At 69.2% G+C, this 26,929-nt stretch carries 24 protein-coding genes and 2 pseudogenes; 15 read left to right on the forward strand and 11 right to left on the reverse strand.

Features of this window, described 5'->3' with window-relative positions; all coding sequences use genetic code 11:
- Positions 1-90: 90 nt before the first annotated feature.
- Positions 91-660, reverse strand: a complete 570-nt coding sequence (locus ACFYWY_RS36625) for a TerD family protein (RefSeq protein ID WP_389195397.1) — start codon at positions 658-660, stop codon at positions 91-93.
- Positions 661-816: 156 nt separating this feature from the next.
- Positions 817-1,392, reverse strand: a complete 576-nt coding sequence (locus tag ACFYWY_RS36630) for a TerD family protein (RefSeq protein WP_389195338.1) — start codon at positions 1,390-1,392, stop codon at positions 817-819.
- Positions 1,393-1,702: 310 nt separating this feature from the next.
- On the opposite strand from ACFYWY_RS36630, the gene ACFYWY_RS36635 reads away from it, so the two are divergent.
- The 4 genes from ACFYWY_RS36635 to ACFYWY_RS36650 all read left to right on the forward strand — a co-directional run bounded on the left by ACFYWY_RS36635 (position 1,703) and on the right by ACFYWY_RS36650 (position 5,664).
- Positions 1,703-2,107, forward strand: a complete 405-nt coding sequence (locus ACFYWY_RS36635) for a BlaI/MecI/CopY family transcriptional regulator (protein ID WP_389195342.1) — start codon at positions 1,703-1,705, stop codon at positions 2,105-2,107.
- A gap of 4 nt (positions 2,108-2,111) precedes the next feature.
- The gene (locus ACFYWY_RS36640; RefSeq protein WP_389195344.1) at positions 2,112-3,041 is read left to right on the forward strand and encodes a M56 family metallopeptidase; all 930 of its coding nucleotides are present in this window, start codon (positions 2,112-2,114) and stop codon (positions 3,039-3,041) included.
- 275 nt (positions 3,042-3,316) lie between these two features.
- Positions 3,317-4,645 carry a hemolysin family protein gene (locus tag ACFYWY_RS36645; RefSeq protein ID WP_389195347.1) on the forward strand — a complete coding sequence of 443 codons (1,329 nt, stop codon included), beginning with the start codon at positions 3,317-3,319 and terminating at the stop codon, positions 4,643-4,645.
- The gene (locus ACFYWY_RS36650) at positions 4,642-5,664 is read left to right on the forward strand and encodes a hemolysin family protein (protein ID WP_389195350.1); all 1,023 of its coding nucleotides are present in this window, start codon (positions 4,642-4,644) and stop codon (positions 5,662-5,664) included. Before ACFYWY_RS36645 ends, ACFYWY_RS36650 begins: the two co-directional genes overlap by 4 nt.
- 93 nt (positions 5,665-5,757) lie before the next feature.
- Here ACFYWY_RS36650 and ACFYWY_RS36655 read toward each other — a convergent pair whose 3' ends face one another.
- The gene (locus ACFYWY_RS36655; protein WP_389195402.1) at positions 5,758-5,886 is read right to left on the reverse strand and encodes a hypothetical protein; all 129 of its coding nucleotides are present in this window, start codon (positions 5,884-5,886) and stop codon (positions 5,758-5,760) included.
- A 158-nt stretch (positions 5,887-6,044) separates the two neighbouring features.
- On the opposite strand from ACFYWY_RS36655, the gene ACFYWY_RS36660 reads away from it, so the two are divergent.
- The 5 genes from ACFYWY_RS36660 to ACFYWY_RS36680 all read left to right on the forward strand — a co-directional run bounded on the left by ACFYWY_RS36660 (position 6,045) and on the right by ACFYWY_RS36680 (position 11,547).
- Positions 6,045-8,108: a discoidin domain-containing protein gene (locus tag ACFYWY_RS36660; protein WP_389195353.1), complete on the forward strand. Its 2,064-nt coding sequence runs from the start codon at positions 6,045-6,047 to the stop codon at positions 8,106-8,108.
- Between the two features lie 106 nt (positions 8,109-8,214).
- On the forward strand, positions 8,215-8,868 hold the full coding sequence (locus ACFYWY_RS36665) for a TetR/AcrR family transcriptional regulator (protein WP_389195356.1): 654 nt from the start codon (positions 8,215-8,217) through the stop codon (positions 8,866-8,868).
- Between the two features lie 105 nt (positions 8,869-8,973).
- Positions 8,974-9,666, forward strand: a complete 693-nt coding sequence (locus ACFYWY_RS36670; RefSeq protein WP_389195359.1) for an NADPH-dependent F420 reductase — start codon at positions 8,974-8,976, stop codon at positions 9,664-9,666.
- A 460-nt stretch (positions 9,667-10,126) separates the two neighbouring features.
- Positions 10,127-10,258, forward strand: a complete 132-nt coding sequence (locus tag ACFYWY_RS36675) for a hypothetical protein (RefSeq protein WP_389195361.1) — start codon at positions 10,127-10,129, stop codon at positions 10,256-10,258.
- An 80-nt stretch (positions 10,259-10,338) separates the two neighbouring features.
- Positions 10,339-11,547: an MFS transporter gene (locus tag ACFYWY_RS36680; protein ID WP_389195364.1), complete on the forward strand. Its 1,209-nt coding sequence runs from the start codon at positions 10,339-10,341 to the stop codon at positions 11,545-11,547.
- 80 nt (positions 11,548-11,627) lie between these two features.
- On the opposite strand, the gene ACFYWY_RS36685 is transcribed toward ACFYWY_RS36680, so the two are convergent.
- Positions 11,628-12,731 (reverse strand): sensor histidine kinase, encoded by a 1,104-nt coding sequence (locus ACFYWY_RS36685; RefSeq protein ID WP_389195366.1) that lies wholly within the window; start codon positions 12,729-12,731, stop codon positions 11,628-11,630.
- Entirely contained in the window at positions 12,728-13,393 is a 666-nt protein-coding gene (locus ACFYWY_RS36690) for a response regulator (RefSeq protein ID WP_389195369.1), read from the reverse strand. The genes ACFYWY_RS36685 and ACFYWY_RS36690 overlap by 4 nt, the downstream gene beginning before the upstream one ends.
- A 375-nt stretch (positions 13,394-13,768) precedes the next feature.
- On the opposite strand from ACFYWY_RS36690, the gene ACFYWY_RS36695 reads away from it, so the two are divergent.
- Complete coding sequence (locus ACFYWY_RS36695; RefSeq protein WP_389195372.1) at positions 13,769-14,308, forward strand: hypothetical protein; 540 nt, start codon at positions 13,769-13,771, stop codon at positions 14,306-14,308.
- 25 nt (positions 14,309-14,333) lie between these two features.
- Here the strand turns inward: ACFYWY_RS36695 and ACFYWY_RS36700 are convergent, their stop codons facing one another.
- On the reverse strand, positions 14,334-15,176 hold the full coding sequence (locus ACFYWY_RS36700) for a hypothetical protein (RefSeq protein WP_389195375.1): 843 nt from the start codon (positions 15,174-15,176) through the stop codon (positions 14,334-14,336).
- A gap of 334 nt (positions 15,177-15,510) precedes the next feature.
- On the opposite strand from ACFYWY_RS36700, the gene nhaA reads away from it, so the two are divergent.
- The 4 genes from nhaA (at position 15,511) to ACFYWY_RS36720 (ending at position 19,360) form a co-directional block, all read left to right on the forward strand.
- Positions 15,511-17,340, forward strand: coding sequence for a Na+/H+ antiporter NhaA (nhaA, locus tag ACFYWY_RS36705; RefSeq protein ID WP_389195399.1), 1,830 nt, complete (start codon positions 15,511-15,513; stop codon positions 17,338-17,340).
- A 71-nt stretch (positions 17,341-17,411) separates the two neighbouring features.
- Positions 17,412-17,999, forward strand: a complete 588-nt coding sequence (locus ACFYWY_RS36710; protein WP_389195378.1) for a TetR/AcrR family transcriptional regulator — start codon at positions 17,412-17,414, stop codon at positions 17,997-17,999.
- A complete protein-coding gene (locus tag ACFYWY_RS36715) occupies positions 17,996-18,376 on the forward strand; it encodes a hypothetical protein (protein WP_389195381.1) in 381 nt (126 codons plus the stop codon). The genes ACFYWY_RS36710 and ACFYWY_RS36715 overlap by 4 nt, the downstream gene beginning before the upstream one ends.
- Positions 18,377-18,790: 414 nt before the next feature.
- Positions 18,791-19,360, forward strand: coding sequence for an EF-hand domain-containing protein (locus ACFYWY_RS36720; RefSeq protein WP_389195384.1), 570 nt, complete (start codon positions 18,791-18,793; stop codon positions 19,358-19,360).
- Positions 19,361-19,544: 184 nt separating this feature from the next.
- Here the strand turns inward: ACFYWY_RS36720 and ACFYWY_RS36725 are convergent, their stop codons facing one another.
- Entirely contained in the window at positions 19,545-20,123 is a 579-nt protein-coding gene (locus ACFYWY_RS36725; RefSeq protein WP_389195387.1) for a hypothetical protein, read from the reverse strand.
- A complete protein-coding gene (locus ACFYWY_RS36730) occupies positions 20,120-21,832 on the reverse strand; it encodes a PHP domain-containing protein (protein ID WP_389195389.1) in 1,713 nt (570 codons plus the stop codon). The genes ACFYWY_RS36725 and ACFYWY_RS36730 overlap by 4 nt, the downstream gene beginning before the upstream one ends.
- A gap of 384 nt (positions 21,833-22,216) precedes the next feature.
- Between ACFYWY_RS36730 and ACFYWY_RS36735 the strand changes: the two genes are divergently transcribed.
- Positions 22,217-23,455: a DUF418 domain-containing protein gene (locus tag ACFYWY_RS36735; protein WP_389195392.1), complete on the forward strand. Its 1,239-nt coding sequence runs from the start codon at positions 22,217-22,219 to the stop codon at positions 23,453-23,455.
- A 595-nt stretch (positions 23,456-24,050) separates the two neighbouring features.
- Here the strand turns inward: ACFYWY_RS36735 and ACFYWY_RS36740 are convergent.
- The 3 genes and pseudogenes from ACFYWY_RS36740 to ACFYWY_RS36750 all read right to left on the reverse strand — a co-directional run.
- Complete coding sequence (locus tag ACFYWY_RS36740; protein ID WP_389195395.1) at positions 24,051-25,469, reverse strand: DEAD/DEAH box helicase; 1,419 nt, start codon at positions 25,467-25,469, stop codon at positions 24,051-24,053.
- A gap of 256 nt (positions 25,470-25,725) precedes the next feature.
- Positions 25,726-25,987, reverse strand: a pseudogene (locus tag ACFYWY_RS36745) (RNA polymerase sigma factor); the annotation flags it as partial.
- A gap of 144 nt (positions 25,988-26,131) precedes the next feature.
- Positions 26,132-26,781: pseudogene (locus tag ACFYWY_RS36750) on the reverse strand (IS5 family transposase); the annotation flags it as partial.
- Positions 26,782-26,929: the final 148 nt, after the last annotated feature.

The following is a 26,929-nucleotide window of genomic DNA, read 5'->3' on the forward strand; positions in this document are numbered from 1 at the left end:
CCGGCACCTGCACCACCTGCCACCGCCCCCTGCCCAGAACATCCACCACCAGCCAGAACCCAAGAGCCAGAGCAACCTAACGGAGTCCTACTAGAGGTGCGATGCGATGGCGGGCAGCAGGTCCTGGAAGGTGCGGCCGTTGGCCGGTTCCCCGATGGCGGACATGTTCCAAGTGCCGCCGGAGCGGTGGACCTTGGCCATGATCTGAGCGGTGTAGGAGCCGCCGCCGGAGAGGGTGTAGCGGGCCAGCTCCTGGCCGGTGGTCTCGTCGATGAGGCGGCAGAACGCGTTCTGTACCTCGGCGAAGGTCTGCCCGGTGAAGGAGTTGACGGTGAAGACGATCTGGTCGACATGGACGGGAAGGCGCGGCAGGTCCACAAGGATCGACTCGTCGTCCCCGCCCTGGCCGGCGCCGCCGACGACGTTGTCGCCGGTGTGGCGGACCGAGCCGTCGTCGCTGATCAGATGCTGGAAGAAGACCACGTCCACGGGATCCTTGCCGGCGAAGAGCACCGCGGAGGCATCGAGGTCGATCTCGCGGGCGGTCAGTTTGGCGAGGAAGCCCTTGCGCGGGGCCGCCTGCCAGCCCAGCCCCATCCGTACGACGTTGAGCTTGCCCCCGTCGGTCTTCTCCAGGCTGATCTGCTGGCCTTTGGTCAGCGTGACTCCCACCGGTTTCCTCCTGGTGCTCGGGGGCCGAAGTGCGGCGGCCCGGTGACGCATTGGGATGACACATCCGAATCTACAGCAATGTAGAAATAGGAAGCTGCGGGCGTCCGGACCCGGGGCCCGGCCCGCCCGCAGACATCTGCCGTGTCAGACGTTCAGGCCGAAGTCGCCGGCGATGCCGGCCAGGCCGGAGGCGTAGCCCTGGCCGACGGCGCGGAACTTCCACTCCGCGCCGTGCCGGTAGAGCTCCCCGAAGATCATCGCCGTCTCGGTGGCGGCGTCCTCGGAGAGGTCGTAGCGGGCGAGTTCGACGCCGCCCGCCTGGTTGACGACGCGGATGAACGCGTTGCGGACCTGTCCGAAGTTGTGGCCGCGGTTCTCGGTGTCGTGGATGGAGACAGGGAAGACGATCTTCATGATGTCGGCGGGCACAGCGGCGAGGTTGACCTTGATCGCCTCGTCGTCGCCTTCCCCCTCGCCGGTGAGGTTGTCCCCGGCGTGCGCGACGGACCCGTCCGGACTGATGAGGTTGTTGTAGAAGATGAAGTGCTTCTCCGAAGTGACCTTGCCGGATTCATTGACCAGCAGGGCACTGGCGTCGAGGTCGTAGTCGGCGCCGGTGGTCGTACGGACGTCCCAGCCCAGGCCGACCATTACCGCGGTCAGACCAGGAGCTTCCTTGCTGAGCGAGACGGTGCCGCCTTTGGTGAGGCTTACGCCCATGTCACACCCCTTTCCGTGTCCGAGAGTCGAGCGCGGGCGCTCGGCTCACCGAGTGGCAGAACCCGAAATCTACGGCACTGTAGAAGTTTCCAAGGGCTTCCCCGAGTCGACGGGCGCGCCGCGCCCGGCCGAACGTGAGCGCACGTCAGGGCACGCTTCGCGGTCAGGCATCTACAACGGCGTAGAAGATGATGGGACGAAGGGGCGGGACCAACACCATGCAAACAGCAACGGACGCGCAGACCACGACTCAGTACGATGAACCGCCCCGCAGCCACAGCCGGGCAGGAGCAGGTGGGAGGGAGACGGCATGGCAGGCCAGAACAAGGGCGGCGCCGGCCGGCATCCCCGCCGGCGCGGCCAGGGCGAGCTGGAGGCGCAGGTGCTTGCCGCGCTGCGTCAGGCGCCAAGGCCTGTGAACGCGGCCTGGGTGCAGGAGCGGCTCGGCGGCGATCTCGCCTACACCACCGTGATGACGATCCTGACCCGCCTGCACATCAAGGGCGCGGTTGCCCGGGAGCGAGTGGGCCGTTCCTTCGAGTGGACCCCGGTCGCCGACGAGGCGGGGCTCGCCGCCCTGCGCATGCGCAGGGTCCTGGACGCCGAGACGGACCGGCAGGCGGTACTGGCGAGCTTCGTCACCGTGCTGTCGCCAGGAGATGAGCGGCTACTGCGGGACCTACTGGCCCAACTGCCCGGCGAAGAGGAAGACTGAGGGCATGGGGGTATTCGTCCTCCTGCCGCTGGTTCTGCCGTTAACGGCGTGGCCGATCGCGCGCCTGGCCGAACAGCACCTGCATCCGCGCGCCGCCACCTGGCTGCTGTCCGCGGTCGCCGGGGTGCTCGCGGTGTGCAGCACGCTGTGCCTGGCGCTGCTGATGGTGGTCGGCACCGCGCAGCTGCCGGGCAATCCGCTTCCGGACGGCTGGTCGGACCCCGAGGTGCGCGAGGCGGTGCCGTACGACGAGGTCGCGGGCAAGGTCGCCATCCCCGCCCTTATCGCCGTGATCACCGCGTGCGCGCGGGCGGCGTGGGGGCACCACCGGGTACGCCGCCGCGCCGGGCGCGCGCTGGCGCGGCTGCCCGCAACTCCGGTGGCGGTGCTGCCCGACGTGACGCCGTACGCCTATGCGCTACCGGGCAGGCGGGACCGGATCGTGGTCACCACCGGCATGCTCGCCGGACTGACATCCGCCGAGCGCAGGGCTCTGTTCGCTCATGAGCGCGTCCATCTGACCGCCCGTCATCACCGCTTCCTGCTGGCGGTGCAGCTCGCAGCGCGGGCCAACCCATTCCTGCGGCCGCTGCGTACGGCCGTGATGTACAACGCCGAGCGGTGGGCCGACGAGGACGCGGCCGCCCACGTGGGCAACCGCCGCACCGTGGCGCGGGCGATCGGGAAGGCGGCTCTGGTCTCACGTGGCGCGCCCATCGCGACGCTCGCGGGCTTCGCGGCCGCCGGGCCCGTGCCGCGCCGGGTGGCCGCCCTGCTCGGACCGGCGCCGGCCGCACGCATCTGGCCGCCGGTCTTCACCATGGTGGGCCTGGCCGCCTGGGGTGCGGCGGCGGGCGCCACGGTCTCGGCTCTGTCCTCGGCGAACTCGGCCGTCACGCTGTTCTTCATCCTGAAAGCCGCGACCCCGCTCTAGCCGGCATGACGCCCCGCAGGACTGCATCCCGGCGGCATGGAGGGGAAGGCCCGAAATCGTCCGGCCCGGGAGCCGGAACAACCGGACGAGGGGACTTTGCCGACCCTTTACCATGGCTTCGGGGACACTACCCCCACCGCCAGCACAACCACCTGTGGGTCCGCCCGATCCACCGAGCCAAGAAGGAGCAGCAGACCCGCAATGGGTGATCCTCCCAGTCCGAGCCGTGCCACGCCTTGCCCGCAGAATCTGAGCCGGGGAGCGGGGGTGGCACGGTGACCGAAGTCCTGCTGCTGCTCCTCGCGCTGGCCCTCACACTGGCGTGCGCGGTGTTCGTCGCCGCCGAGTTCTCGCTCACCACCGTCGAGCGCAGTGAACTCGAGCGTGCCGCCGCGGCCGGCGAGCGTGGCGCCGAGGGCGCCCTGAAGGCCGCCAAGCGCCTGACCTTCCAGCTGTCCGGTGCCCAGCTGGGCATCACGGTGACATCGCTGGTGATCGGCATGCTCGCCGAGCCGTCCGTCTCCGCCCTGCTGCGCGGCCCGCTCGAAGCCGTCTCAGTGCCCGCCGGCGCAGTCTCGACCACCGCCACCCTGCTGGGCGTCGCGCTCTCTACCGTGGTGCTGATGGTCGTCGGCGAGCTCGTACCGAAGAACTGGGCGATCTCCAGCCCGCTGGCGGTGGCCAAGGTGGTGGCCGGTCCGCAGCGCGGCTTCACGGCCGCCTTCGCGCCGCTGATCCGGCACTTGAACAACACCGCGAACCGTCTGGTACGCCGCTTCGGCCTGGAACCGCAGGAAGAGCTGGCCTCCGCCCGTACACCGGAGGAACTGGTGGCGCTCGTCCAGCACTCGGCCCGCCAGGGCGCGATAGAAGCGGACTCGGCCGAGCTGTTCGTCCGCACCCTGCACCTGGCCGAACTGACCGCGGAGAACGTCATGACCCCGCGCGTGGATGTTCAGGCCCTGGAGGCCCACGCCACCGCCGCCGACGCCGCGAACCTGACCCTGGCCACCGGACTGTCCCGCTTCCCCGTCTACCGCGACAGCCTGGACGAGGTGATCGGCACCCTTCACATCCGCGACGTACTGGCGCTGGAGGAGGACAAGCGGGCCATGACTCCGGTCACCGACCTGGCCACCGACCCGCTGCTGGTGCCTCACTCGCTGCCGGTGGACACGCTGCTCGGGCGGCTGCGCAAGGCCCGCACCATGGCTGTGGTCATCGACGAGTACGGCGGCACCGCGGGCGTCGCCACGGTCGAGGACATCGTCGAGGAGGTCGTCGGCGAAGTCCGCGACGAGCACGACCCTCTCGAGGTCCCCGACCTTCTCCGGGCGCCGGACCAGGACGGCCGCCCAGTGTGGGAAGCCGACGGCAGCATCCGCGTCGACCAGCTCGCAGAGATCGGCCTGGCCGCACCCGAAGGCCCGTACGAGACCCTGGCCGGCCTGATCGCCACCCAGCTCGCACGCATCCCCGTCGAGGGTGACACCGTCGCCGTCGGCGGCTGGGAACTGTCCGTCCTCGATGTCGAGCACCACCGCGCCGACCGGGTCGCCATGACCGCGCCCACCGGCTTCACCCCCGAGCAGAGGGCCCGATGACCACGATCCAGCTGCTGATCGGCGCACTCACCCTTGTCACCAACGCGTTCTTCGTCGGCGGTGAGTTCGCGCTGATCTCAGTGCGGCGCAGTCAGATCGAACCGGCCGCGCTCAAGGGCAACCGACGGGCGAAGACCACCCTGTGGGGCCTGGAACACCTCTCGGCGATGATGGCCACCGCCCAACTCGGCATCACCGTCTCCTCGCTGGTGCTGGGCGCGGTCGCGGAACCGGCCATAGCGCACCTGCTGGAACCGCCGTTCCACGCCATCCAAGTCCCCGACGCGCTGATCCACCCGATCGCGTTCGTCATCGCGCTGACCCTGGCGACGTATCTGCACATGCTGGTCGGCGAGATGGTCCCCAAGAACATCGCGCTCGCCGCGCCCGCGCCGACGGCTCTGCTGCTCGGCCCCCCGCTCGTCGCCCTCACCCGGGCCCTGCGGCCGGTCGTCTTCGGGATCAACGCCATCGCCAACGCCCTGCTGCGGCTGATGAAGGTCGAACCGAAGGGCGAGGTCTCCTCCGTCTTCACCGACGACGAACTCGCCCGGCTGGTCAAGGACTCCAGCGCCGCCGGCCTGCTCGACCCCGAAGACGGCGAGCGGCTCCAGGACGCACTCGAACTGGGCACCCGCCCGGTGGGCGAAGTGATGGTGCCGCTGAACAAGATGATCACCGTCGGCCACGACATCACCCCGCAGGGCCTGGAACGGGCTGCCGCCGCCAACGGCTTCTCCCGCCTCCTGGTCACCGGACCCGGCGAGGCGATCCTGGGATACCTCCACATCAAGGACGCCCTCGGCGCCGCCGACCGTACCCAGCCGTTCCCCCGCAGCACGCTGCACCCGATCACGAAGGTCGCCCTGGACACTCCGCTGGACGACACCATGACCGCGATGCGCGCGGCCGGAACGCACCTGGCCGCCGTCACCGGAAACAAGGGCACCGTTCTCGGCTTCGTCACCATGGAAGACGTCCTCGACGAGCTCGTCGGCGCCCACGACCCCAGCGACTGACCCGCCCCACACGATGGCCGGCGCCCGAAGCGGGCGCCGGCCATCGGCATGCCTCCCGCCGGCCCTCCGGCCTTCGCCCGCACGGATGCCGTCCTACGGGCCGATGTCCCGGCGGCTCATGTCGTCCAGCGATTCACGGCGTACGAGCATCCGTGCGTGGCCGTCCGTGACGGCGATGACGGGGCGGCCCACCCTACGAGTTCGGCGGATCTGTCGAGCCATCAGGTCACCTGTCCCGGACTATTGACTCCGAGTGTGATAGTCGCGATTCTCGTCGCATTGCTTGCACGGGTCATGACAATCCGCCGGGCCGGGCGGACGTGACCCCGGACGGCATCGGCTCCGCACCCCCCACCATCCGCTCACCGAAGGCATGAGTGATGCCCATGACTCGACACTCGCACCGTAAACGCAAGCCCATCGCGGTTCTGTCGTTGCTCCTCACCGTGGTGGCCATGGTCCTCGGCCCAGCGCCCAGTTCTTCGGCCGAGTCCGACTGGTGGACCCCGGCCGCGCGACCCGCGCCCGACTCGCAGATCAATGTCACGGGCGAGCCCTTCAAGGGAACCGACGCCCAGGGGCAGGTTCGGGGCTTCGTCGACGCCCACAACCACCTGATGTCCAACGAGGCCTTCGGCGGCCGGCTCATCTGTGGCAAGACGTTCTCCGAACTGGGCATCGCCGACGCGCTCAAGGACTGCCCCGAGCACTACCCCGACGGCTCACTCGCGATCTTCGACTTCATCACCAAGGGCGGCGACGGCAAGCACGACCCCAATGGATGGCCGACCTTCAAGGACTGGCCCGCCCATGACTCGCTGACCCATCAGCAGAACTACTACGCCTGGGTCGAACGGGCCTGGCGCGGCGGTCAGCGAGTGCTCGTCAACGACCTGGTCACCAACGGCGTGATCTGCTCGGTCTACTTCTTCAAGGACCGCAGCTGCGACGAGATGACCTCCATCCGCCTGCAGGCGCAGAAGACGTACGACATGCAGGCCTTCATCGACAAGATGTACGGCGGCCCGGGCAAGGGCTGGTTCAGGATCGTCACCGACAGCGCACAGGCCCGCGAGGTCGTCAAGCAGGGCAAGCTGGCCGTCGTTCTGGGGGTCGAGACCTCCGAGCCGTTCGGCTGCAAGCAGATCCTGGACGTCGCGCAGTGCGGCAAGGACGACATCGACCGCGGTCTGGACGAGCTGCACAAGCTGGGCGTACGCAGCATGTTCCTGTGCCACAAGTTCGACAACGCCCTGTGCGGCGTCCGGTTCGACTCGGGCGCCCTCGGCACGGCGATCAACGTCGGCCAGTTCCTGTCGACCGGCACTTTCTGGAAGACGGAGAAGTGCACAGGACCGCAGCACGACAACCCCATCGGACTCGCGTCGGCGCCCAACGCGGAGAAGGAGCTGCCCGCCGGCGTGCACGTCCCGGCGTACGACGCTGACGCGCAGTGCAACACCCGCGGTCTCACCGACCTCGGCGAGTACGCCGTGCGCGGCATGATGAAACGCAAGATGATGCTGGAGATCGACCATATGAGCGTCAAGGCCGCGGGCCGGGCCTTCGACATCTTCGAGGCCGAGTCGTACCCCGGTGTGATCTCCTCGCACAGCTGGATGGACCTCAACTGGACCGAGCGGGTCTACCGTCTCGGCGGCTTCATCGCCCAGTACATGCACGGCGCAGAGGGGTTCAGCGAGGAGGCGAAGCGCACGGACGCGCTGCGCGACAAGTACAACGTCGGCTATGGCTACGGCACCGACATGAACGGCGTCGGCGGCTGGCCGGGCCCCCGCGGCGCGGACACCCCGAACCCGGTTCGGTACCCCTTCCGCAGCGCCGACGGAAGCGCCGTCATCGACAAGCAGACCACCGGCGAACGCACCTGGGACATCAACACCGACGGCGCCGCACACTACGGTCTGGTCCCGGACTGGCTGGAGGACATCCGGATCGTCGGCGGCAAGGGTGTGGTGGACGACCTGTTCCGGGGCGCCGAGTCCTACCTCGACACCTGGAAGGCGTCCGAGGACCACAAGGCCGGAGTGAACCTTGCCGCAGGCTCGTCCGCCTCGGCCAGTTCGTCGGAGTGGAGCCTGTTCACGAGTTACGCACCCGGCAGGGCCGTGGACGGCAACGCGGACACCCGCTGGGCGAGCGACTGGAGCGACGACCAGTGGCTCCGGATCGACCTCGGGAACCCCACCCCGGTCAAGCGCGTCACCCTTGACTGGGAGCGCGCCCATGGGAAGGCATACCGCATCGAGGTCTCCACCGACGGCACGAACTGGCAGTCGGTATGGTCCACGACCGCCGGTGACGGCGGCCTGGACACGGCGCAGTTCACCGGAACGTCAGCCCGCTACGTACGCGTCCACGGGCTGGAGCGCGGCACAAGTTGGGGCTATTCCCTCCGCGAAGTCGGCGTCTACAGCAGTTGACGCCATCGATGGAGCGCCCAACGGCCGGGGCCGGCCGGATCAGCTCTCCTGATCCGGCCGGCCCCGGCCACGTGCCCCGGCGCTGTACAAGACCGAAGGGAACGCCATGGCACGGATGCCGTCGGCCGAGCGGCGCCGACAGCTGATCGAAGCAGCGATCCGCGCGATGACCCGCGACGGTGTCTCCAGGACGACGACCCGGTCCATCGCCGCCGAGGCGGGCGTCTCACTGAGCGTCTTCCACTACTGCTTCGACTCCAAGCAGTCCCTGCTCGAGTCCGTCATCGCGGCGATCACCGATCACTACGTCACGGTGGTGAAGGAGGCGATCCGGCCGAAGGCCACCCTTCGGGAGACCATCCGGGCCGGCTTCCAGGCCTACTGGGACCATGTGTCCGCCAACCCCGGGGAACACATGCTCACTTACGAACTCACGCAGTACGCCCTGCGCCAGCCGGGATTCGAGCATCTGGCACGACGGCAGTACGAGCTGTACTCCGACGCCTTCACCGAACTCATCGAACAGCTTCGTCACAGCATGAGGTTCGAACTCCGCGTCCCCGTCCCGGTGCTGGCCCGCTATCTGGCCGTCATGACCGACGGACTGACCCTGAACTTCCTCGTTCTCGGGGATGACGCCGTCGCGGCGGACATCCTCGACACGATCGCCGACCAGGTCGTCAACCTCGTCCGCGACGAGGTCCGACCCGCCGATCCGGCACCTCTTGGACCGTCTCGACTCCGACCGCGACCTTCTTGATCTCCAGGCGATCCGATCATCAGGCGACTGCGCCGAAGGCGGCCGAATACCCCCCAGGGTGTAGGGACGGGGAATACCGCTGCCGTGTGTCCGGCTGTCATCGGCATGAGCACTCTTGGACTGATCGGCAGTGGACACATCGGCAGCACCCTCGCGAGGCTCGGCGTCGCCGCCGGGCTCGATGTGGTGCTCAGCAACTCACGCGAGCCTGAGACCCTCGCCGACCTGGTGACGGAGCTGGGCCCGCGCGCGCGGGCCGCGACACCCGCGGAGGCGGCGGCCGACGGCGACTGGGTCGTGGTCACCGTCCCGCTGAAGAACTACCGCCAGGTGCCGGTGGCGCCGTTGGCGGGAAAGGTCGTTCTCGACACGAACAACTACTACCCCGAGCGCGACGGACGGATCGCCGAACTGGACGCGGAAACGACCACCACCAGCGCACTCCTCCAGCGGCATCTGCCGGACGCCAAGGTCGTCAAGGCGTTCAACAGCATCTTCTTCGCGCACCTTGCCGCGCTGGCCAGGCCCTCGGGCGCTGCCGACCGCTCGGCTCTGCCGATCGCCGGCGATGACCCCGAGGCCAAGGCCGCCGCCACCCGGCTGCTCGATCTCCTCGGATACGACGCCGTGGACGCGGGGCCTCTCGCCGACAGCTGGCGTTTCCAGCGCGACACGCCCGCCTATGTCGTTCCGTACGCGAAGAACCCGCAGGGTCTCGGCATCTCCGGGGACGACCCTGGCGCGAGCGCGGACGCCGCGACGCTGCGTGCGGCCCTGGCGGCGGCCCAGCGCGGCTGAGAGGCGACCGACCGAGCCGGCCGGAATTTCCTGCTCTGCACGGCTGTCGCCCGTACCGGTGGTGCATCCCTGGGCACGGTCGTAGCGTCGATTGAGGAACTACCGACGACTGAGCCACGTGGGCTCGAAATGAGGCAGCTGGGGAGCCGGCATGCAGAGACACAAGCTCAAAACAGCGGTCATGCTGTGTGCTGCCGCAGCGCTCGCAGCAGCGGGAGTACCGGCATCCGCCTCCACAGGGGCACCCTCACCCGCTGACGTTGTGGCCGTCGACTGTTTCTCGAAGTCACAAGTACGCCCTGCCGACTTCTTGCTCGCCTGCGGGGACGGCAATAACCGCCTCACCAAACTCCGGTGGTCCAATTGGGGACCGACGTCCGCCATGGGCAGGGGACTCGACGTAGTGAATGACTGTCAGCCCTACTGCGCCGCAGGCAAGTTCCACTCCTACCCCGTCACTGTGAGACTCGATCGCCCGGAGACCTGGAAGAAGCATCCTGAGCTGAAGCATTTCACCCGGATGCAACTCGTCTACACCGACAGCAGGCCGGCGCACACGCAGCGGGAAATGACGTACAAACTCTGGGACTGATGATGCCCTGGGTCACCCACGGCTTCGACAGGCAGCGCGGGGCGCTGCCGCGGTGAGGGTGCGCTCGTAGGGTGAGGTGCGTGACCGTTCGCAAGGGCGCAGTGAGCACAGGCGTCGGTTGGCGACCGGGCTATCTTGCTGCGGCAGTGGTGTTCGCCATCGGGATGGCCGGGACCACGCTGCCCACACCGTTGTACGGGCTCTATCAGGAACAGATCGGGTTCTCCGAGCTGATGGTGACCGTTGTCTTCGCCGTATATGCCGTCGCGGTCATCACCGTACTGCTGGTGGCGGGAAACTACTCCGACGAGGTCGGCCGCAGACCTGTGCTCCTGTGCGCCATGGTTCTGTCGGCCGCGAGTGCGGGATGCTTCCTCCTGGAGAGCGGTCTGCCTCTGCTCTTCGCGGGGCGGCTGCTGTCCGGCTTCGCGGCCGGTCTGCTGAGCGGCGCTGCCACAGCGGCTGTCATCGAGCTGGCCGGTCCTGGGCAGAAGGCGCGGGCCGGGTTCGCCGCCACCGCGGCGAACATGGGTGGTCTGGGCTGCGGGCCACTGCTCTCCGGGTTCCTCGCGCAGTATGCGCCGTGGCCACTGATGCTGCCGTTCTGGGTCCACCTGGGGCTGGTGGCTGTGGCCGGTGCGATCACCTGGTTCCTGCCGGAGACCGTGGCGGAGCCGAAACGATGGCCACCTCTGACGCCGCAGGGCGTCACGGTGCCTCCGGAGGTGAAGGGTGTGTTCACGCCCGCCTCGCTGGCCGCGTTCGTCGGCTTCGCGCTTCTCGGGCTGTTCACGGCGGTTGCGCCGAGCTTTGCTTCGCAGACGCTGGGTGTGCACAACCTGGCTTTTTCCGGCGCGGTGGTGTTCTCCGTCTTCCTCGCTTCGACCGTCGGGCAGTCCTTGACACAACGGATCGGCGCGCGCCCCGCGCTCCCCGTGGGGTGCGGCATCCTCGTCGTCGGCCTGCTGTTGGTGGCGTCATCTCTGATCGCCGAATCCATGCTTCTGCTCGTCCTGGGCGCCCTGTGCGGCGGCGTCGGCCAGGGACTGGCCTTTCGCGCGGCGCTCACCCTGGTCAGCGGCGCGGCCCCGGCACGGCGTCGTGGCGGCACCATTTCGGCGTTCTTCGTCGTCGCCTACGCCGGGATCTCGGTGCCGGTGGTCGGTGTCGGCGCCATGGCCACATGGCTCGGGCTGCGCCAGGCCGGTCTGATTTTCTCGGGCTGCGTGATCCTGCTGGCGGCGGGCGCGGGAACGTACGCTGCGCGCAGGCCGCCGACGGGACCGTAACCGCTCGCCCGTAAGGGCCGCGACTCCTGCCGGTCTCCGGGCGCGAGCATTCCGTCAACACTCACGATCGTGCCACCTGGTCACGACGTGCCCATGGCCGGAAGCTCCAGTCGAAGCTCGTAGCCGCCGTCGGCCGTCGGGCCGGAGCTGACAGTGCCGCCGAGGAGCGCGGCGCGCTGACGCAGGCCGACCAGGCCGTAGTGCGCACTGGGCAGAGGGAGAGCGGGCCGGGTCGGTGCGGTATTGGTGACTGTGACACGGACAGCGCCGCCCTCGTGGCGGATACGAACCCTCGCGTTGGCGCCAGGAGCGTGCTTGCGCACGTTGGTCAGCGCCTCCTGGACGGTGCGGTAGATGGCGCGCTGGACGGTCGGCGGAAGGTCGTCGGGCAGGTCCGTCTGCAACTCGGCCTCGATGCCGCTACTGGCGACCAGCCGCTGCAGGTCGGCCAGGGACGGCTGCGGGGTCAGCTCCGTGGGGCGGCCCCCGGAGGCGCGCAGGACGCTGACCATGTGCCGCAGTTCGTCCAGGGTCTGCACGCTCAGCCGCCGGATCGCGGCGGCGGCTTCCTTGACCTCGGCGTCCCGGGTGCCGACCTGGAGCGCTCCGGCCCGCACCGCAATCAGGCTGACCTGGTGAGAGACCACGTCATGCATCTCGCGGGCGAGCTGCGCGCGTTCCCTGGCCAGCACTGTCTGGTCGGTCAGCAACCGCTCGTGGTCACGCGCCGCCGAGATCTCGGCGAGCCGCAGCGACAGATCACGCCGGGCCTGGACGAGCTGGCCGAGGAAAACCGGAGCGGCCCCCGTAGCCGCGGTGTAGCCCAGAGTGATCAGTGTCTGGGTGTTCGACAGGTCGAACGTCGGTGACGGCCACGAGGACATGCTGCTGAACGTGTACGCCGCGACGCAGACGCCCAGCAGGGTGCGGCGGCGGGTGAGTGAGGCGAGTGTGTACAGCGCGGCCAGCGCGGCAAGGATCGCGTCGGAGAACAGGACGGCGGGCAGGGTGAGCAGGAAGGTCAGCAGCGGCAGGCGACGGCGCAGCAGAAGAGCGAAGGCAGCGGCCACCGCACACGCCATGCGCAGCGGCTCCTCGCTGTCGAAATGGACCCAGACGTCGAGCAGCGAGACCGCGACGAGGCCGGCGTCCAGCAGCGGGGCGGGCAGGCGGTGGGGGGTCATTCCCCCTCCTGGTTCCTCGGCGGCTTGAGAAGGCCGGCCCGTTCGGCGAGCAGGGCGGCCTGGACGCGGCTGCCCACTTCCAGCTTGGTGAGGATGGCGCTCACATGGTCCTTGACCGTGCCGGTGCTCAGGTGCATCCGGGTGGCGATGTCGGCGTTGGACAGTCCCTCGGCGATGAGGAGGAGTACGGCGCGTTCGCGGTCGGTCAGCCGGTGGAGGCTGCGGGCGGCGGGTACCTGGGGGCCGGCGTCCAGGTAGCCGTCCACGACCGTCCGGGTGACCTTGGACGACAGTACGGTGCCGCCGTCGGCCAGGGTCCGCACCAGGAAGGGAAGTTCCTCGGGGTCGGTGTCCTTGAGCAGGAACCCGGCGGCGCCCGAGCGAAGTGCCGTTGCCACGTACTCGTCCATGTCGAACGTCGTGAGCATGGCCACCACAGGAGGGTCCGGCAGCCGTCGGAGGCCGGCCAGGACGGTGAGTCCGTCCACGTCCGGCATCCGGATGTCCAGCAGCACGAGGTCGGGACGTGTCTCTTGCGCCGTCCGGACCGCCTGGCCGCCGGGAACCGTCGCCACGACCTGGATGTCGTCCGCCGTGTCGAGGATGCGCTGAAAGCCCTTACGGATCAGGGCCTCGTCGTCGACCACCAATACGCGGATCACGCGGGCTCCACTCGCAATCGGACCACTGTCCGATTCGTACCACGCCGAGAGACGCCCCGCGGGTGCCCGACACCGAATCCGGCCAGGCGGCGGGGGAGCGCCAGCCAGTCGGCGGGGTGGTTCCGGACATCTGCCGGATGGTTGTAGCTGGCAGCTTCCCCAAGCCTTGAGCGTATGAGGCACGACGTATCAGCGGCCGTGTCGTCCGAGTCGGCAACCGCGGCAGGCCGCTCCCCCTCCCGTACACCGTCACCAAGACGGCTGATCGGCCTCGCCGCGGCCTGGCGGTCTCGGTGTGCCCTGAGCGGTCGATCGTTGCAGAGGGCGCCCGGAGCGGGACGCAGAAGATTCACCAGAATTCGGAGGTGTTTCTCCATGACTGACTGCGACTTGTACGCCCCCAAGGAGTTGCAGACGCCGCAGTCTCTCCAGACGCGACCCCCCGAAAGGCTGACTCTGCTGGAAGCCGCGGACTTCCTCCTCGCCAAGAGCCAAGGCGAGATGTTCGCCATGCCGTACATGGCAGCCGAGGCGTCCTTCGCCGACGGGATGATCGGAGGCTGCGAGTTCATCGAAAGCCAGCTGGAACTTCCCAGGGCGCTCGGCCTGCACGCACCGTTCTGGGCACGCATCACCGACTACCGGGAAGGCGCCAACATCGTCTACACCACCGGAGAAGGGGCAGGGATGCACGGGGTCACGGGCATCCTGCTCTACCCGGACGGCGACGCCCCCGGTGAAGGGAACACGTACTGCCGCGCCTTTCATGCCCAGTCCGGCACCGACACCTCCGAGCCGAACTACCTGTACTACTCGATGAGGTGGAAGCAGACCTATTACGGCCGGGACCGGGTACGGCGCCCGCACCTCCGGCCCCGGCAAACACTGTCGACCGGGACGTCCTGCCACCACTGACCGGCAGCAAGATCAGGTGAGCCGGTCAGCGGGTTCGCACCGCCGTGACGGTGAAGCGTTCGACCTCGGCGATGTGCCCGCCGGTGGATGCGACGACTGTGAGTACTCGGTCGCGGGCTCCGGAGAAGGACACCGACTGTTGCCAGGGCTGGTTGTTGCCGCCCGCCGAGGTGCAGCACGAGCTGCCCAACAGCGCACCGGACGACGGCTGGCGCACCTGCACGCGGATGCCCTCGTCCACGCCGGTGATCCGCCCGCCGGTCACCATCGGGGAACGCACGAGCGACCCGTATCCGGGCATGGTCAGGGAGAACGTCGTGTCGTCGGTGCCCACGACCTCCCACGGGGCGTCGGGGCCGGTGCCGTACCGCACGAGGTGGACAATCGCCGCGGTGCCGCCCTCGGGCCCGCTCAGTGCGACGCCGATGCGCGCGTGCGGACCACTGACGGTGCGCGAGGAGATCCGGCCGATGTCCCGGAAGCCGAGGTAGCCCTGGGTGAAGGACAGTGCGGTCCGGCCCGGGTCGAGATGCCAGGGCTGGTGCCCGCCGGAGCGATAGTCACGCTGCCACGCCTGGGCTTCGGCGAGCGTGGCGAACGGCCACAACGGCTGGAGACGCCCCGAGCCGAGCGCCGGCGCGCTGCCGCCGGGTGCGGGCGTCGTAGGCGCTTGCGTGCCCGGCGGTGTCGTCCCCGCGGTGGCCGAGGGGACGGGCGTCGCTGGCGACTGAGACGGCGAGGACGTTCCCGGTGCGGCGGACGGCGATCTTGTCGCGGCCGGGGACCCGCCAGAACCCCCGCAGGCGGTGAGCATCAGGCCGGTCGCGGCCGTTGCGGCGAACAGCCGGATTGGGAGCCAGATATTCATGAGTGCCCCCACAGGAACGTGTACCGACCGCCGACATGGCCTGTGCGGCTATCGTCCCACCTCTCCGGTTCACGTCACAGACCCCGGGCCCGGCCGCGTCCAACAGGGGTGCCCGGTACGCCTCCGCCACCGTCACCGCCTCCGCCACCTTCACCGCCTTCGCCGACCGGTCCGCCGCCGCCGGGGACTTGGACGGCAGCTTCGCGCGAGTGAACGGTCGCTGGTTCGGGCGGCGGTGTCACCGGCCCGTTGCTGACGGCGGCGAGAGTATGGAGGGGTGACTCGGCAGCCGGAGACTCCAGATCTTTCCGGGCAGACCGCATGCGGCGACGACATGCGAACCCCGCTGCGTGACTTTCTGCGCACCGAGACCGGCAGCGCCGCCGTACTGCTGGCCGCGGCGCTGGCGGCAGTCATCTGGGCCAATGCCGGACCTTGGTCGTACGAGTCGTTCTGGCAGACGCATCTGTCGGTCCGTCTGGGCTCGCATGGCGTGTCACTCGAACTGCGCGACTGGGTGAACAGCGGGCTCATGACTCTGTTCTTCTTGGTGATCGGGCTTGAGGCGCGCCGCGAGTTCGACATGGGCGAACTGCGCGAACGGAAACGGGTGGCGCTTCCGCTGCTCGCCGGCATCAGCGGAATGCTCATCCCTGTGGCGATCTATCTCGCCGTCAACGCCGGACAGAGCTCGGTACACGGTTGGGGCGTCGCGATGTCCACCGACACGGCGTTCGCCCTGGGAATGCTCGCCCTGCTCGGGGACCGCCTACCCGGGGGTCTGCGTACCTTCATCCTCACAGTCACCGTCGTCGACGACTTCGTGGCGTTGGGAGTCATCGCCGTCGCCTACAGCAGCGACATCTCTGTGACGGCGCTGGTGACGGCCGTCGGGATCTTTGTTGTGATCTTGCTCGTGCGAGCCGCTGGTGTGCGCCGCGGCGCGGTGTACGCGGTGCTCGCGGTAGCGGCGTGGGTGGCGCTGCTGGAATCCGGTGTCGATCCAATCGTCATTGGTCTGGCCATGGGGCTGCTGACCTACGCATACCCCGCGACACGCAGCGATCTGGAGCGTGCGAGCGGCCTGTTCCAGCTCTTCCGTGAGCAGCCGACTCCAGAGCTCGAGCGTTCCGCGCGGCTCGGACTCGCCTCGGCGCTCTCCCCCAACGAGAGACTGCAGCGGATGTATCACCCCGTGACGAGCTATGTGATCGTGCCCCTGTTCGCGCTGGCCAACGCAGGCATCACGATCAGCGGCAGCCAGCTGGCACGGGCCTTCACCTCGCCGATCACACTGGGCATCCTCTTCGGCTACCTGCTGGGCAAGCCCGTCGGCATTCTCGGCGCCTCGTTGCTCACCACTTGGCTCAGCCGCGGACGGCTCCGCCCGCCGGTCGGCTGGGGTGCCATCGCGGCCGGAGGCACCATCGCCGGCGTTGGTTTCACCGTTTCCCTGCTGATCGCGACCCTCGCGTTCGACGGCGACCAGCTCGCCGACGCGAAAATCGGCATTCTGAGTGCGGTGGTCGGCTCCTTCGCCGTGACCTGGGCCGTCACCTGGGTGATCGGGATTCTTCCCCAGCACCTTCGGATCCGCGCCCTGCTCGGCAAGGCCGAGAGCATCGTCGACCTGGCGGCACCCGTCGACCTCGACCGCGACCACGTACGCGGTCCCGTGGACGCCCCGGTGACAGTCGTCGAGTACGGCGATTTCGAATGCCCATACTGCGGACAGGCGGAGCCCGTTGTCCGCGAGCTGCTCGCCGACTACGGAGACGTCCGGTACATCTGGCGGCACCTTCCCCTCCATGACGTCCACCCGCACGCCCAACTCGCTGCAGAAGCGGCAGAGTCCGCGGGCGAACAGGGCCGCTATTGGCAGATGCACGACCTCCTGCTCGAGCACCAGGGGGCCTTGCAGGCCGCCGACCTGCTCCGCTACGCGGAGGACATCGGCCTGGACACCGACCGCTTCGACCAGGAACTGCGAGCGCACTCCGGCGCCGCCCAGGTTGCCGAGGACGTCGAATCCGCAGACCTCAGCGGCGTATCGGGGACCCCGACCTTCTTCGTCAACGGACGCCGCCACTACGGCGCGTACGACATCGCCGGCCTCTCCGCCGCAGTGCGGGCGGCCCGGGACCGCGCCGCCCTGGTGCCGTGAGCACGGTCGCCTCCTCGGCGAGGCGCCACCCGGTGTGTTTATCAAACGGGTCGACCCGTAAGATAAATTCCATGAGTTCCTCTCTGCCCTCCAGGGGCCGTCCCAGGGACCCCCGCTCGCACGAGGCGATCGTCAGCGCGACCGCAGAGCTGATCGCCGAGGTCGGCTACGCCGCGACGTCGATCGGGGCTGTGGCGGCGCGGGCCGGTGTCGGCAAGGACACGATCTACCGGCGCTGGCCGGGCAAGCCGGAGCTGGTCTTCGAAGCCGTGTTCACGACCGCCGACCACGCTCCTGTACCGGACACCGGAACGCTGACCGGGGACCTGGCCCTACTGGTGCAGGGCCTGGTCGAGGAGTTCCACTCGCCTTCCGCCGCAGCGGCGCTCCCTGGGCTGCTCGCCGACTTCGCCGCCGACCCGGCCCTGAAGGCGCGCATCCGCAGCGATTTCCTGGCCCCGTCGAAGGAACGGCTGCTGATCGTCTTCGAACGCGCCGTGCTCCGCGGGGAGATCGCGGCCGGTACACCCGTGGACCTGATCCTGGACACGCTGGCAGGAGCCGTCTTCTTCCACATCGGACTGGTCGGAGAGCACCCCACCCCGCAGCTGGCCGGCCGGCTCGCTGCCGTCGTAGCCAAAGGAATCGAAATCCAATGAACGGTTGGCTCCTCGCAGCGGGCATCACCGCATTCGGCGTGAGCGCGGTTCACATCGTCGCCGGGCACCGGGACGTAGTGCGCCCACTGCTGGCCTGCGGGATCGCGGACGAACCCAAGGGCGTTTTGCATGCCGTGTGGCACATGGTCACCGTGGACCTGGTGCTCTCCGCAGCCGCCTTGGTCTACCTCGCGCTGGCGGACGGTACGCCAGGGACCGGCCTGGTCGCGTGGTTCGTGGCCGCGCACTTCTTCGCCTACGCAGCAGCCTTCCTGTCCGTCTCACTGTCGGTCGACTGGCCGAAGCCACTGCTCCGGCTTCCGCAGTGGCTTCTGCTCCTGCCGGTCGCGCTGCTGACTGCGGCGGGCGCCGCGTAGCAACACTGAGGCAAAATACGGATAGCTTCTATCCTTAGACGTCTGAATCGGTCGACCGATGTCCGTGCCGGCGCCTGATGCGGGATGAACTCGATGGAAGACCCCGGTTACCCAGGTCTACGGCATGATCGTTCGGCGGGCGGTGAACCTCCGGGGGCCTATGGACGTCTGACATGTTGAAATTCGTTCTCGAGAAACGCAGACAGCATGCAGCAGGCATGGACCAGCGTCATCGCCGTCCCGCTGCCCAGCATCGTCGGCTGCCTCTCAACCCTGCTGCTTCGCACGTTTCAACGCCGCCGTGGTCGGTGAGCCGTAGCACGGCTCGGGCACCCACGACACCGGCCGCGAGGCGACACGAAGCCGTATGCAAGCACCATCGTCAATCAGCTCAATCGGAAGGACACGGAACGCATGGCGACGTTCGATCCGATCACCCGTCGACTCCGGCGGCTCTTCGCGGTCCTGGACACCGACGAAGACGGCTTCGTCACGTGGGGTGACTACCAGCGGATCGTGGACAAGTACGTGACCGGCTATGCGTTGGCGAAGAACGACGCCAGGATCAAGTCGGTGGAGAAGGCGTACTGGGCGCAATGGCTGGGACTCCTGACGCAGGCGAATCCCGGGCAGGACCGTCTGTCCCAGGACGAGTTCGTCGCGGCGCACCGCTCTGCGGATTACGGCACACATGCGTCCCACTTGCTGGACGACATGGCCCAGGCCATCTTCAATGTCCTGGACGTCGACGGCGACAAGCGGATCAGCAGGGACGAGTTCGCCAGGTACCTGGCCGTCTGCGAGATTTCCAGCGCTGACGCCGAGATCATCTTCCAGCGGCTGGACCTGGACGGCGACGCCTTCATCTCCCAGCGAGAGGTCGCCAGGTCGCTCCGGGCATTCCACCTCTACAACGACGACCTCAAGACGCCGGGCGGCATCTTCCTCGGCGTCACTGAGCCGAGTCAGGGCACCGCCCCCTGATCGTGGGCCGAGCCGGGCCGCACCGAGCAGTCCCGCGCGCCGGCACGGATTCTCCTCGCCCCCGGCCGGCTCCGCGTCTGAGTTGGAGATGTCAGAGCCACTCAGCGAAACGTCAGCCCCCGGCAGCCGGACCGCGGCATGGGGTCTCGGTCGTCCGAGAGGCCCCAGGCGTGTCGTCCGGTCGTCAGTCGTCGTGGCCGTGATCCGCACAGCACGGGGTTGGGTTCGGGACCTCGAACGGGATCAGGGTGCCACCCGCCGCAGGCATCACCGTCAGCACCAGCCGTCCCGCACGCCACTCGGGCCGCACATGGTCGCGGGTGACGATCTGTTGCCCGGCGTCGAGGGGGCCGGCCGCTCCCAGCGCGGTGACCTCGTCGATCGCGGAAGCCGCCGACAGCGCGGCGACGGCGAGCGTGCCGGTGAGCGCCGGCGAGCCGGGGAAGACCACCGCCCGGCCCGCCGAGCGGGCCGTGTGCTCTGCGGCGGCCTGTACGGCTCCCGCCGAGAGCTCCGCGGGACCCGAGCGCCGGTCCCCCAGCGCCGCGCCCGCCCCCTGTTCGGCGAGGTGCCGCCAGGCGTGGCCGACGGCAGCCCCGGCGGGCACCGCAAAGGAGAGCGCGATGTGCGGACGGCCGTCGCGGATCAGATGTGTACAGGCGAACACCGTCCCGGGCGGGGCGAGTTCCCGTGCCAGGTGATCGGCGTCGCGCAGGCCGGTGCAGCCCGTATCGACGCCGATCACCGTCAGGCGTGGGGTCATGCGGGCAGGACCCAGATGGGATTGGAGTAGAACCACAGGTCGTTCCACGGGTCCGCGGCGCCGACCACGTCGAGCGCCGGGCCTGCGGGGTCGACCGAGACGCCGCCCGCGCCGACGGCGGAGCGCTTGCCGTCGGTCCCGCGCAGCCGGACGTACAGCGGGTCGTCGACCCGGCCGAGGCGGTAGGTGAAGCGGACCGCGCCCGTCGACTTGTTCACCTCGAAGGACCGGACGACCTTCGCGGTCGGGGCGGTGAAGGTGTCCCTGTCGGCGACCTGGCCGGTGACCTTGCCCTGGACGACGTCGACCCGCGCCAACTGCGGTACGAACTGCGCCCAGTTGGGACCGTTCGCGAGGGCGACCTCGATGCTCAGCTCGACCTCGGTACCGCGCCTGACGTGCAGCGCGCCGCCCAGGGTCGCCCAGCGCCCGCCGCCCTTGACCCGCGCGTCTAGACCACTGATCAGGCCGCCGTGGTCGACCCACACCCGGCCGGCCCGCAGACCGTCCATGACGGCGGCGTACGAGAATCCGTCGGCGCCCACGTGCGTACGGCTGTACTGGCCGGGCCAGTAGTCGCCCTGGGCCAGGTCGGTCCTGCCGGAGTAGACGGGGTCGGTGTGCCGGCCGTTGGCGGTGAAGTCGCTGTCGGGGCCGCCGCGCTTGGAGGTGTCGGCGTAGACCTGGTGCGAGTCGGAGTTGGCCGTGATCCACCAGGGCTTGCCCTCGGCGAGGAGGCTGTCCCACAGTCCGCCGACGGTGGCGGTCATCCAGTCGAAGCCGCCCCAGGTGCGGTAGCTCTCCAGCGGGAAGCCGGAGAACGAGTTGGCGCTCGGATTGTTGTCGTAGAAACCGCGGGCCCGGCCGCTGCCCGGGGCGGGGAGGCCCGCGGCCTGGTGACCCGGCGCGCCCTCCATGCCCACCGCGATCTGGCGGTGGCTGCCCGTCGCGTCGCGCCAGCCGCGGATCTCGTGCGGCGAGTCAACACCCCGGCGAGCCGGGTGGTTGGCGAGCATCAGCGCGTCCTTGACCTTGCGGCGCTCCACCTGCTCGGCGAGGAACCGCAGACCGGAGATCGCCAGCGCCTCGTTGGCGGGGGTGCTGTCGCCGGCGTTGCGCAGGCTGCCGTCGAAGGAGGTCTCGAACTCCTTGAGCACGGAGACCTCGTTGCGTCCGGGGTGGACGAAGACCGTGCCGTGCTCGGCGGCCGGGATGTTCCACTCCAGGCCCTGGAAGACCAGGGCGTCCGGGAACTCCTCGCGGGCGTGCTTAATGTCCGGGTTGACCTTCTCCACACCGATCTTGGCGTGGGTCTCGCTGCCGTGATCGGTGATGACCAGCCAGTCCATGCCGTGCCGCGCGCCCTGCTTCACCTGGTCGATGACGCGGTACTTGCCGTCGCTGCTGTACTGAGTGTGGATGTGGTGGTCACCGGCGAGCCACAGGAACCCGCCACTCCTGCTGCTCCCACGGCCCTCGCTCGCCTGGACATCGGCCGCAGCGGCCGTCGCTCCGCCCAGGACGCTCGCACCGGCTATCCCGGCCCCCAGCAGGCCCGCGCGACGCAGCATCGAGCGGCGCGAGTGCTGCTCGGGCGTGAGTTCGCTGTCGGGCACGGAGGTGTCGAGCGCCGGAGGCAGCGACCCGGTCTCCGCTCCGTGGTGGTCGTGGTGCGGATGGTCGTGTGTATGACCGTGGCCGTGGCCCATCTCAGCTCCTGCGTCCGAATCCCGATGGTGCGGGACGAGGCTCGCCGAAGTAGATGAACGCAGAACAGTCAAGGGGTGGAGGCACAGGGGCGGCCAGCGGGCGGAACGGCTGGTTCAACTTTCGGGCCTGCCCCCGTACTTCGGCTTCAGCCGCAGCAGCACCGGTGTATCAGCTCGCGCGCCGCCGCCCACACCGGACGGGGGCTGTGTGCGCGCTCCGAGCCCGCGTCCATGGACTTCCGGCAGTCGCGCCGCGTCTGCTTCCCGAGCACCCCCGGTCGGACGGCATCCGGCCAGGCGGCGGGGGTGCGCCAGCCAGTCGGCGGGGCGGTTCCGGACACCTGTCGGATGGTTGAATTTGGCAGCATCCACAACCCTTGACGTATGACGCGCGACGGATCAGCGGCCGCGCCGTGTGAGGCGGCACCCGTGGCCGGGGCAGGCCGCTCCCCCTCCCGTACGCCGTCGACGGGACGGCTGATCGGCCTCGACCTGGCCCGCGGCCTGGCCGTCCTCGGCATGTACGCGGCCCACGTCGGTCCCGAGCCGTCGGTGGGCGGCCCGCTGGGCTGGGTGATGGAGTTGACCCGTGGCCGGTCCTCCGCCCTGTTCGCGCTGCTCGCCGGATTCACACTGATCCTTCTCACCGGCCGGCCGCAGCCGCGGACCGGGCGCGCGGGGCGGCAGGCCGTGGGCAGGGTACTGATCCGCTCCGTCGTCCTGATCGCCCTCGGATACGCCCTGACCTCGCTGGACACCGACATCGACGTGATCCTCACCCACTTCGGAGTGCTCTTCGTCCTCGCCCTTCCGCTGTACCGGCTACGGGCCGCCACCCTGGCCCTCATCGCCGCGTCGGCCGCGCTCGTGCTGCCCCAAGTCCTGTATCTGCTCCGTGCTGCGGTCGAGGGCGGAAGCTGGGCAGATGCCGTCATCGCCTACGACCCGCTCACCCGAATCACCGATTCCGACGGGATCGTCGAGTTGTTCGTCACCGGCGCGTACCCGGTATTGACGTGGCTGCCTTTCATCATCGCCGGAATGGCCGTGGCCAAGCTCGATCTCAAGCGGCCCGGCGTACCCGCCAAGGTCGCCCTGTCCGGCGGCGCGCTGGCCGTGCTCGGCTACGGAGGCTCATGGCTGGCCCTGCACCTGGTCCCGGGCGCGCAGGCCGCAGTTAACGCGGCCACGGACACCGGGGCGGCAGCCTCGGCCTGGTGGTCCGACGGTGTGGGCGAGGACCCGACCGCAGGCGTTCCCGCCTGGCTGCTGGTGGCCGCGCCGCACAGCCAGACGACATGGTCCATCCTGGGCAACACCGGCGTCGCCCTGGTGGCCCTGGCCGCCTGTCTCATCGCCACGGACCGGTCGGCGCGCCTGCGGTGGCTCGCCGCGCCCGTCATCGCAGTCGGCTCCATCTCCCTCACCGCTTACGTCGGCCACATCATCGCCATCAAGGCACTGGGCATCGACGACCTGCCGGACTCCGCTGCTCTACCAGTCCTCCTCGGCTTCGTCGCGGCTGCCATGCTGCTGGCCCTCGCCTGGACCCGGCTCTTCCGGCGCGGACCAGTGGAGTACGTGCTGTATGCAGCCACCACGCCCGCCCGCCTTATCAACTAGCCGGCGCAGGCAGCGAGAACCTCTGTCGGGCACGCCCCCACCGACGCCCCCCTCCTCGGCACGCCACCAGGGATGCAGGCTCGCAAGCTCATCGGGGGAACGCCCCGCGTTCGGCGGTCCACCGGCCTCTCCAAGGTTGTCATGGGTGCTGCACGGACAGCGGGCGACTGAAGTATGGTGTCCCACCACATGTGCCACTGACCTGCGCGTTTCTACGGTGTGGCGAAACGTAAACGTCCCCGTAACCCGCCCGGAAGTGGTGACCATGGCTGCCACGGCATCCGCCCCGCCAACCCCCAGCTCCCTCAAGCGCATTGTCGCCGCGAGCCTTATCGGCACCACCATCGAGTGGTACGACAACTCATCCGATCAGAGCTCCCACCTGCGGACTTCCGTGGTCTGACTGGATCAAGTCAGCACCGAACCAGCACCGTTCCTGAGGCAACGCGTCCGGTGCGAGCCATGAGCGCCCACGGCCAGCCTTACGTTCCCTGCCAGACTTTCCCACACCGCTACACAGAGTCGCGTCGAGCCGTCGAGCTTCCTCCGGGGCCTCCGGCGGAGCCGGCCACCCGCAGCGCAGGTCCGTCCGGCGTCAGCGGCCCTTGCGCACCCGGGCCGCCGCGCGGGCTTCCGCTGTCTTGCGGGCTTCGGCGGCTTTGCGGGACTCCTTCGCGGGGCGGCCCGGACGGGTGCCGAGGCCGCGGAAGGGGGCGTTGCCGCCACTACTCTTCGCCGCGGTCGGCGGGCGCTTCGCCCCGGTGATGGTGGACAGCTTCTCCTCGCCGGAGCGCACCTGTGTGACAGTCGGCCGGATGCGGGCGTCGGCCATCATCCGGTTCACATCGCGCCGCTGGTTGGGGGTGACCAGCGTGACCACGTTCCCGGACTCCCCGGCGCGCGCCGTGCGCCCGCCACGGTGCAGATAGTCCTTGGCATCGGCCGGCGGGTCGACGTTGACGACAAGGTCGAGCGCGTCGATGTGAATACCTCGCGCCGCGACATTGGTGGCCACCAGCACGGTGATCTCACCGTCCTTGAACTTGGCGAGCGTGTGCGTGCGCTGCGGCTGCGACTTCCCGCTGTGCAGGGCGGCAGCCCGTACACCACTGGCTCGCAAGTGACGGGTGAACTGGTCCACGCCGGCCTTGGTGTCCAGGAACATCAGTACCCGGCCGTCCCGCGCGGCGATTTCGGTCGCGGTCGCGTACTTGTCGGCGGCGTGGATGTTCAGCACATGGTGTTCCATCGTGGTGACCGAGCCCGCCACCCGGTCGAGCGAAGCGAGCACCGGGTCGTGCAGGTAGCCCCGAACCAGCTGGTCGACGTTGCGGTCGAGCGTGGCCGAGAACAGCAGCCGCTGCCCGTCGGGGCGGACCTGGTCCAGGATTTCCGAGACCTGCGGCAGAAACCCCAGGTCGCACATCTGGTCCGCTTCGTCCAGCACCGTGATCCGCACCTGATTCAGGTGACAGTCCCGGCGCGACACCAGGTCGGCCAGCCGCCCCGGCGTCGCGATCACCACGTCGGCGCCGGTCCGCAGCAGCGCCGACTGCCGGTTGATCGACAGCCCGCCGACCACCGTCGCCAGGCGCACATTCAGCGCCAGCGCGCACGGCGCCAGCGCGTCGCTCACCTGCTGCGCGAGTTCCCGGGTCGGCACCAGGACCAGTGCGAGTGGCCGCTTCGATTCCGCTCGCAGGCCTGCCGTCCGGACGAGCAGCGCAAGCCCGAAGGCAAGCGTCTTGCCGGAGCCGGTTCGCGCTCGGCCGAGGACATCGCGGCCGGCCAGCGCGTTGGGCAGGGTCGCCGCCTGGATCGGGAAAGGCTCCTTCACCCCGAGACTGATCATCGACTTCGTCAGCTCCGGCGGCAGCCCGAGTACGTCGAAGGACTCGGCCGGCGGCAGGCCCGGGGCCACTGTCTCCGGCATCGAGAGTTCGCCCTGCGGCGCCGTCGCACGCCGGGGCTTGCCTGCACGGGAAAGTCCAGGGGCCTGCGGCTTCGCGTTCATGGGGAACCTTCCTCGGTCTGGCGCTCGGAAAGCGCCGGGGCCCGTACCCCTCGGTACGGGCCCCGGCGGTGTCGAAGCGTGCCCCCATTTTACCAGCGGACGCCCGGATGCCTGCCGGGCCAGCCGGCCCGCGCACGCTGCCTCACGTACGGCAGGCGGCTGATCGTCCGGGCGCACCGGCAAACCGCTGGCCAGGTCCTGTCCGAGCGATCTTCAGCGACCCCGCCTGTGCGCAGGGATTGTGGAGGGGGCTGGGGCGCGCGATTTCGGCGGTGGTGAGTCCTCCCAGCAGCCGCAGCGTCAGCGCGACCTGGGCGGGCGTGGCCAGGGAGGGATGGCAGCACGTGAAGATCAGGCGGAGCCGGTCGTCGCGCACGGGACCTTCCTCGGCCGGTTCGTCGCGGGGGTACAGCAGGGCTGGCCTGGGCATGCCGTTCGCTGCGGGACGCCTCACGCCGAAGGCGGTCGATCGCCCGGTTGCGTGCGGTGGTGATGGTCCAGCTGGCCGGGCTCGGCGGTCTACTTCGTCTCCAGCTTTCGCCGCCAGCGCGGCCAGCTCGGCAGCCGACCACTACGGGCAATGCAGCCGGCTGCAGCAGTGATTGTCAGTGGTCGGCGCTAGTGTCTCTTTTTCCTGTTCCGTGACAGCACTTGGGGGGTGTCTTGTCGGCCGCGACGCTGTCAGGCTTCTTGCGTGGCCTGCCCGGACCCGGCCGGGGCACACGGATCTTCTCCAGAACCGGCTTGAACTGCGTGCAGTCCGCCCGCTGTCCAGGTGTGACCACCAGGGACAGCGGGCGGCAGCCGCCATCCGCGCTCAGGTGGAGCTTGGTGGTGAACCCGCCGCGCGAGCGGCCCAGGCCCTCACCTCCCGCACCACCTCCACCAGCCGGCCGTGCAGGCTCTGCCACGCCGTCTCGTCCTGATGTTCTGCCGTTTCGGCCCCCTTTGAGGCAGGGTCCGGCGGCGGGCCGGTGCGGGCACCGGCCGCGTGCTGGTGCGCGCGCACGATCGTGGAGTCAACCGAAATGTCCCAGTCGATCTCACCCGCGGCATGAGCCTCGGCCTGGACCTGCTGCAGCAGTCGTTCCCAGGTGCCGTCGGCGGACCACAGCCGGTGCCGTTCATAGACGGTCTTCCATGGGCCGAACCGTTCGGGCAGGTCACGCCACTGCACCCCGGTCCGCACCCGGTGCAGAATCCCGTCGATTACCTGCCGGTGGTCACGCCACCGGCCACAACGCCCTTTGCTCACTGGCAGGAACGGCCGCAGCCGTTCCCACTCCGCATCGCTCAGATCACCCCGCCCCATGCCCACAACAACGACCCGGACACAGCGCAGTCACATGATCGGCCGGACAAGTCCTAGTAGTGCTTCGTTAGGTCGGGGGCTGTCTTCTTCTGCTGGGTGTGGTGGGTAGGGCGCGTCCGCAGGTGGTGCAGGTTCCGGCCCAGCACCG

Source organism: Streptomyces sp. NPDC002870, assembly GCF_042888505.1.
In the GTDB taxonomy this organism is placed as follows: domain Bacteria; phylum Actinomycetota; class Actinomycetes; order Streptomycetales; family Streptomycetaceae; genus Streptomyces.

Coding starts and splice junctions, on each gene's coding strand:
- ACFYWY_RS36630 (WP_389195338.1), bottom strand. CDS start 1,392: ATGGGCGTAAGCCTCACCAAAGGCGGCACCGTCTCGCTCAGCAAGGAA.
- ACFYWY_RS36635 (WP_389195342.1), top strand. CDS start 1,703: ATGGCAGGCCAGAACAAGGGCGGCGCCGGCCGGCATCCCCGCCGGCGC.
- ACFYWY_RS36640 (WP_389195344.1), top strand. CDS start 2,112: ATGGGGGTATTCGTCCTCCTGCCGCTGGTTCTGCCGTTAACGGCGTGG.
- ACFYWY_RS36650 (WP_389195350.1), top strand. CDS start 4,642: ATGACCACGATCCAGCTGCTGATCGGCGCACTCACCCTTGTCACCAAC.
- ACFYWY_RS36655 (WP_389195402.1), bottom strand. CDS start 5,886: ATGGCTCGACAGATCCGCCGAACTCGTAGGGTGGGCCGCCCCGTCATC.
- ACFYWY_RS36660 (WP_389195353.1), top strand. CDS start 6,045: ATGCCCATGACTCGACACTCGCACCGTAAACGCAAGCCCATCGCGGTT.
- ACFYWY_RS36665 (WP_389195356.1), top strand. CDS start 8,215: ATGGCACGGATGCCGTCGGCCGAGCGGCGCCGACAGCTGATCGAAGCA.
- ACFYWY_RS36670 (WP_389195359.1), top strand. CDS start 8,974: ATGAGCACTCTTGGACTGATCGGCAGTGGACACATCGGCAGCACCCTC.
- ACFYWY_RS36685 (WP_389195366.1), bottom strand. CDS start 12,731: ATGACCCCCCACCGCCTGCCCGCCCCGCTGCTGGACGCCGGCCTCGTC.
- ACFYWY_RS36695 (WP_389195372.1), top strand. CDS start 13,769: ATGACTGACTGCGACTTGTACGCCCCCAAGGAGTTGCAGACGCCGCAG.
- ACFYWY_RS36700 (WP_389195375.1), bottom strand. CDS start 15,176: ATGAATATCTGGCTCCCAATCCGGCTGTTCGCCGCAACGGCCGCGACC.
- nhaA (WP_389195399.1), top strand. CDS start 15,511: ATGCGAACCCCGCTGCGTGACTTTCTGCGCACCGAGACCGGCAGCGCC.
- ACFYWY_RS36710 (WP_389195378.1), top strand. CDS start 17,412: ATGAGTTCCTCTCTGCCCTCCAGGGGCCGTCCCAGGGACCCCCGCTCG.
- ACFYWY_RS36715 (WP_389195381.1), top strand. CDS start 17,996: ATGAACGGTTGGCTCCTCGCAGCGGGCATCACCGCATTCGGCGTGAGC.
- ACFYWY_RS36720 (WP_389195384.1), top strand. CDS start 18,791: ATGGCGACGTTCGATCCGATCACCCGTCGACTCCGGCGGCTCTTCGCG.
- ACFYWY_RS36725 (WP_389195387.1), bottom strand. CDS start 20,123: ATGACCCCACGCCTGACGGTGATCGGCGTCGATACGGGCTGCACCGGC.
- ACFYWY_RS36730 (WP_389195389.1), bottom strand. CDS start 21,832: ATGGGCCACGGCCACGGTCATACACACGACCATCCGCACCACGACCAC.
- ACFYWY_RS36735 (WP_389195392.1), top strand. CDS start 22,217: ATGACGCGCGACGGATCAGCGGCCGCGCCGTGTGAGGCGGCACCCGTG.
- ACFYWY_RS36740 (WP_389195395.1), bottom strand. CDS start 25,469: ATGAACGCGAAGCCGCAGGCCCCTGGACTTTCCCGTGCAGGCAAGCCC.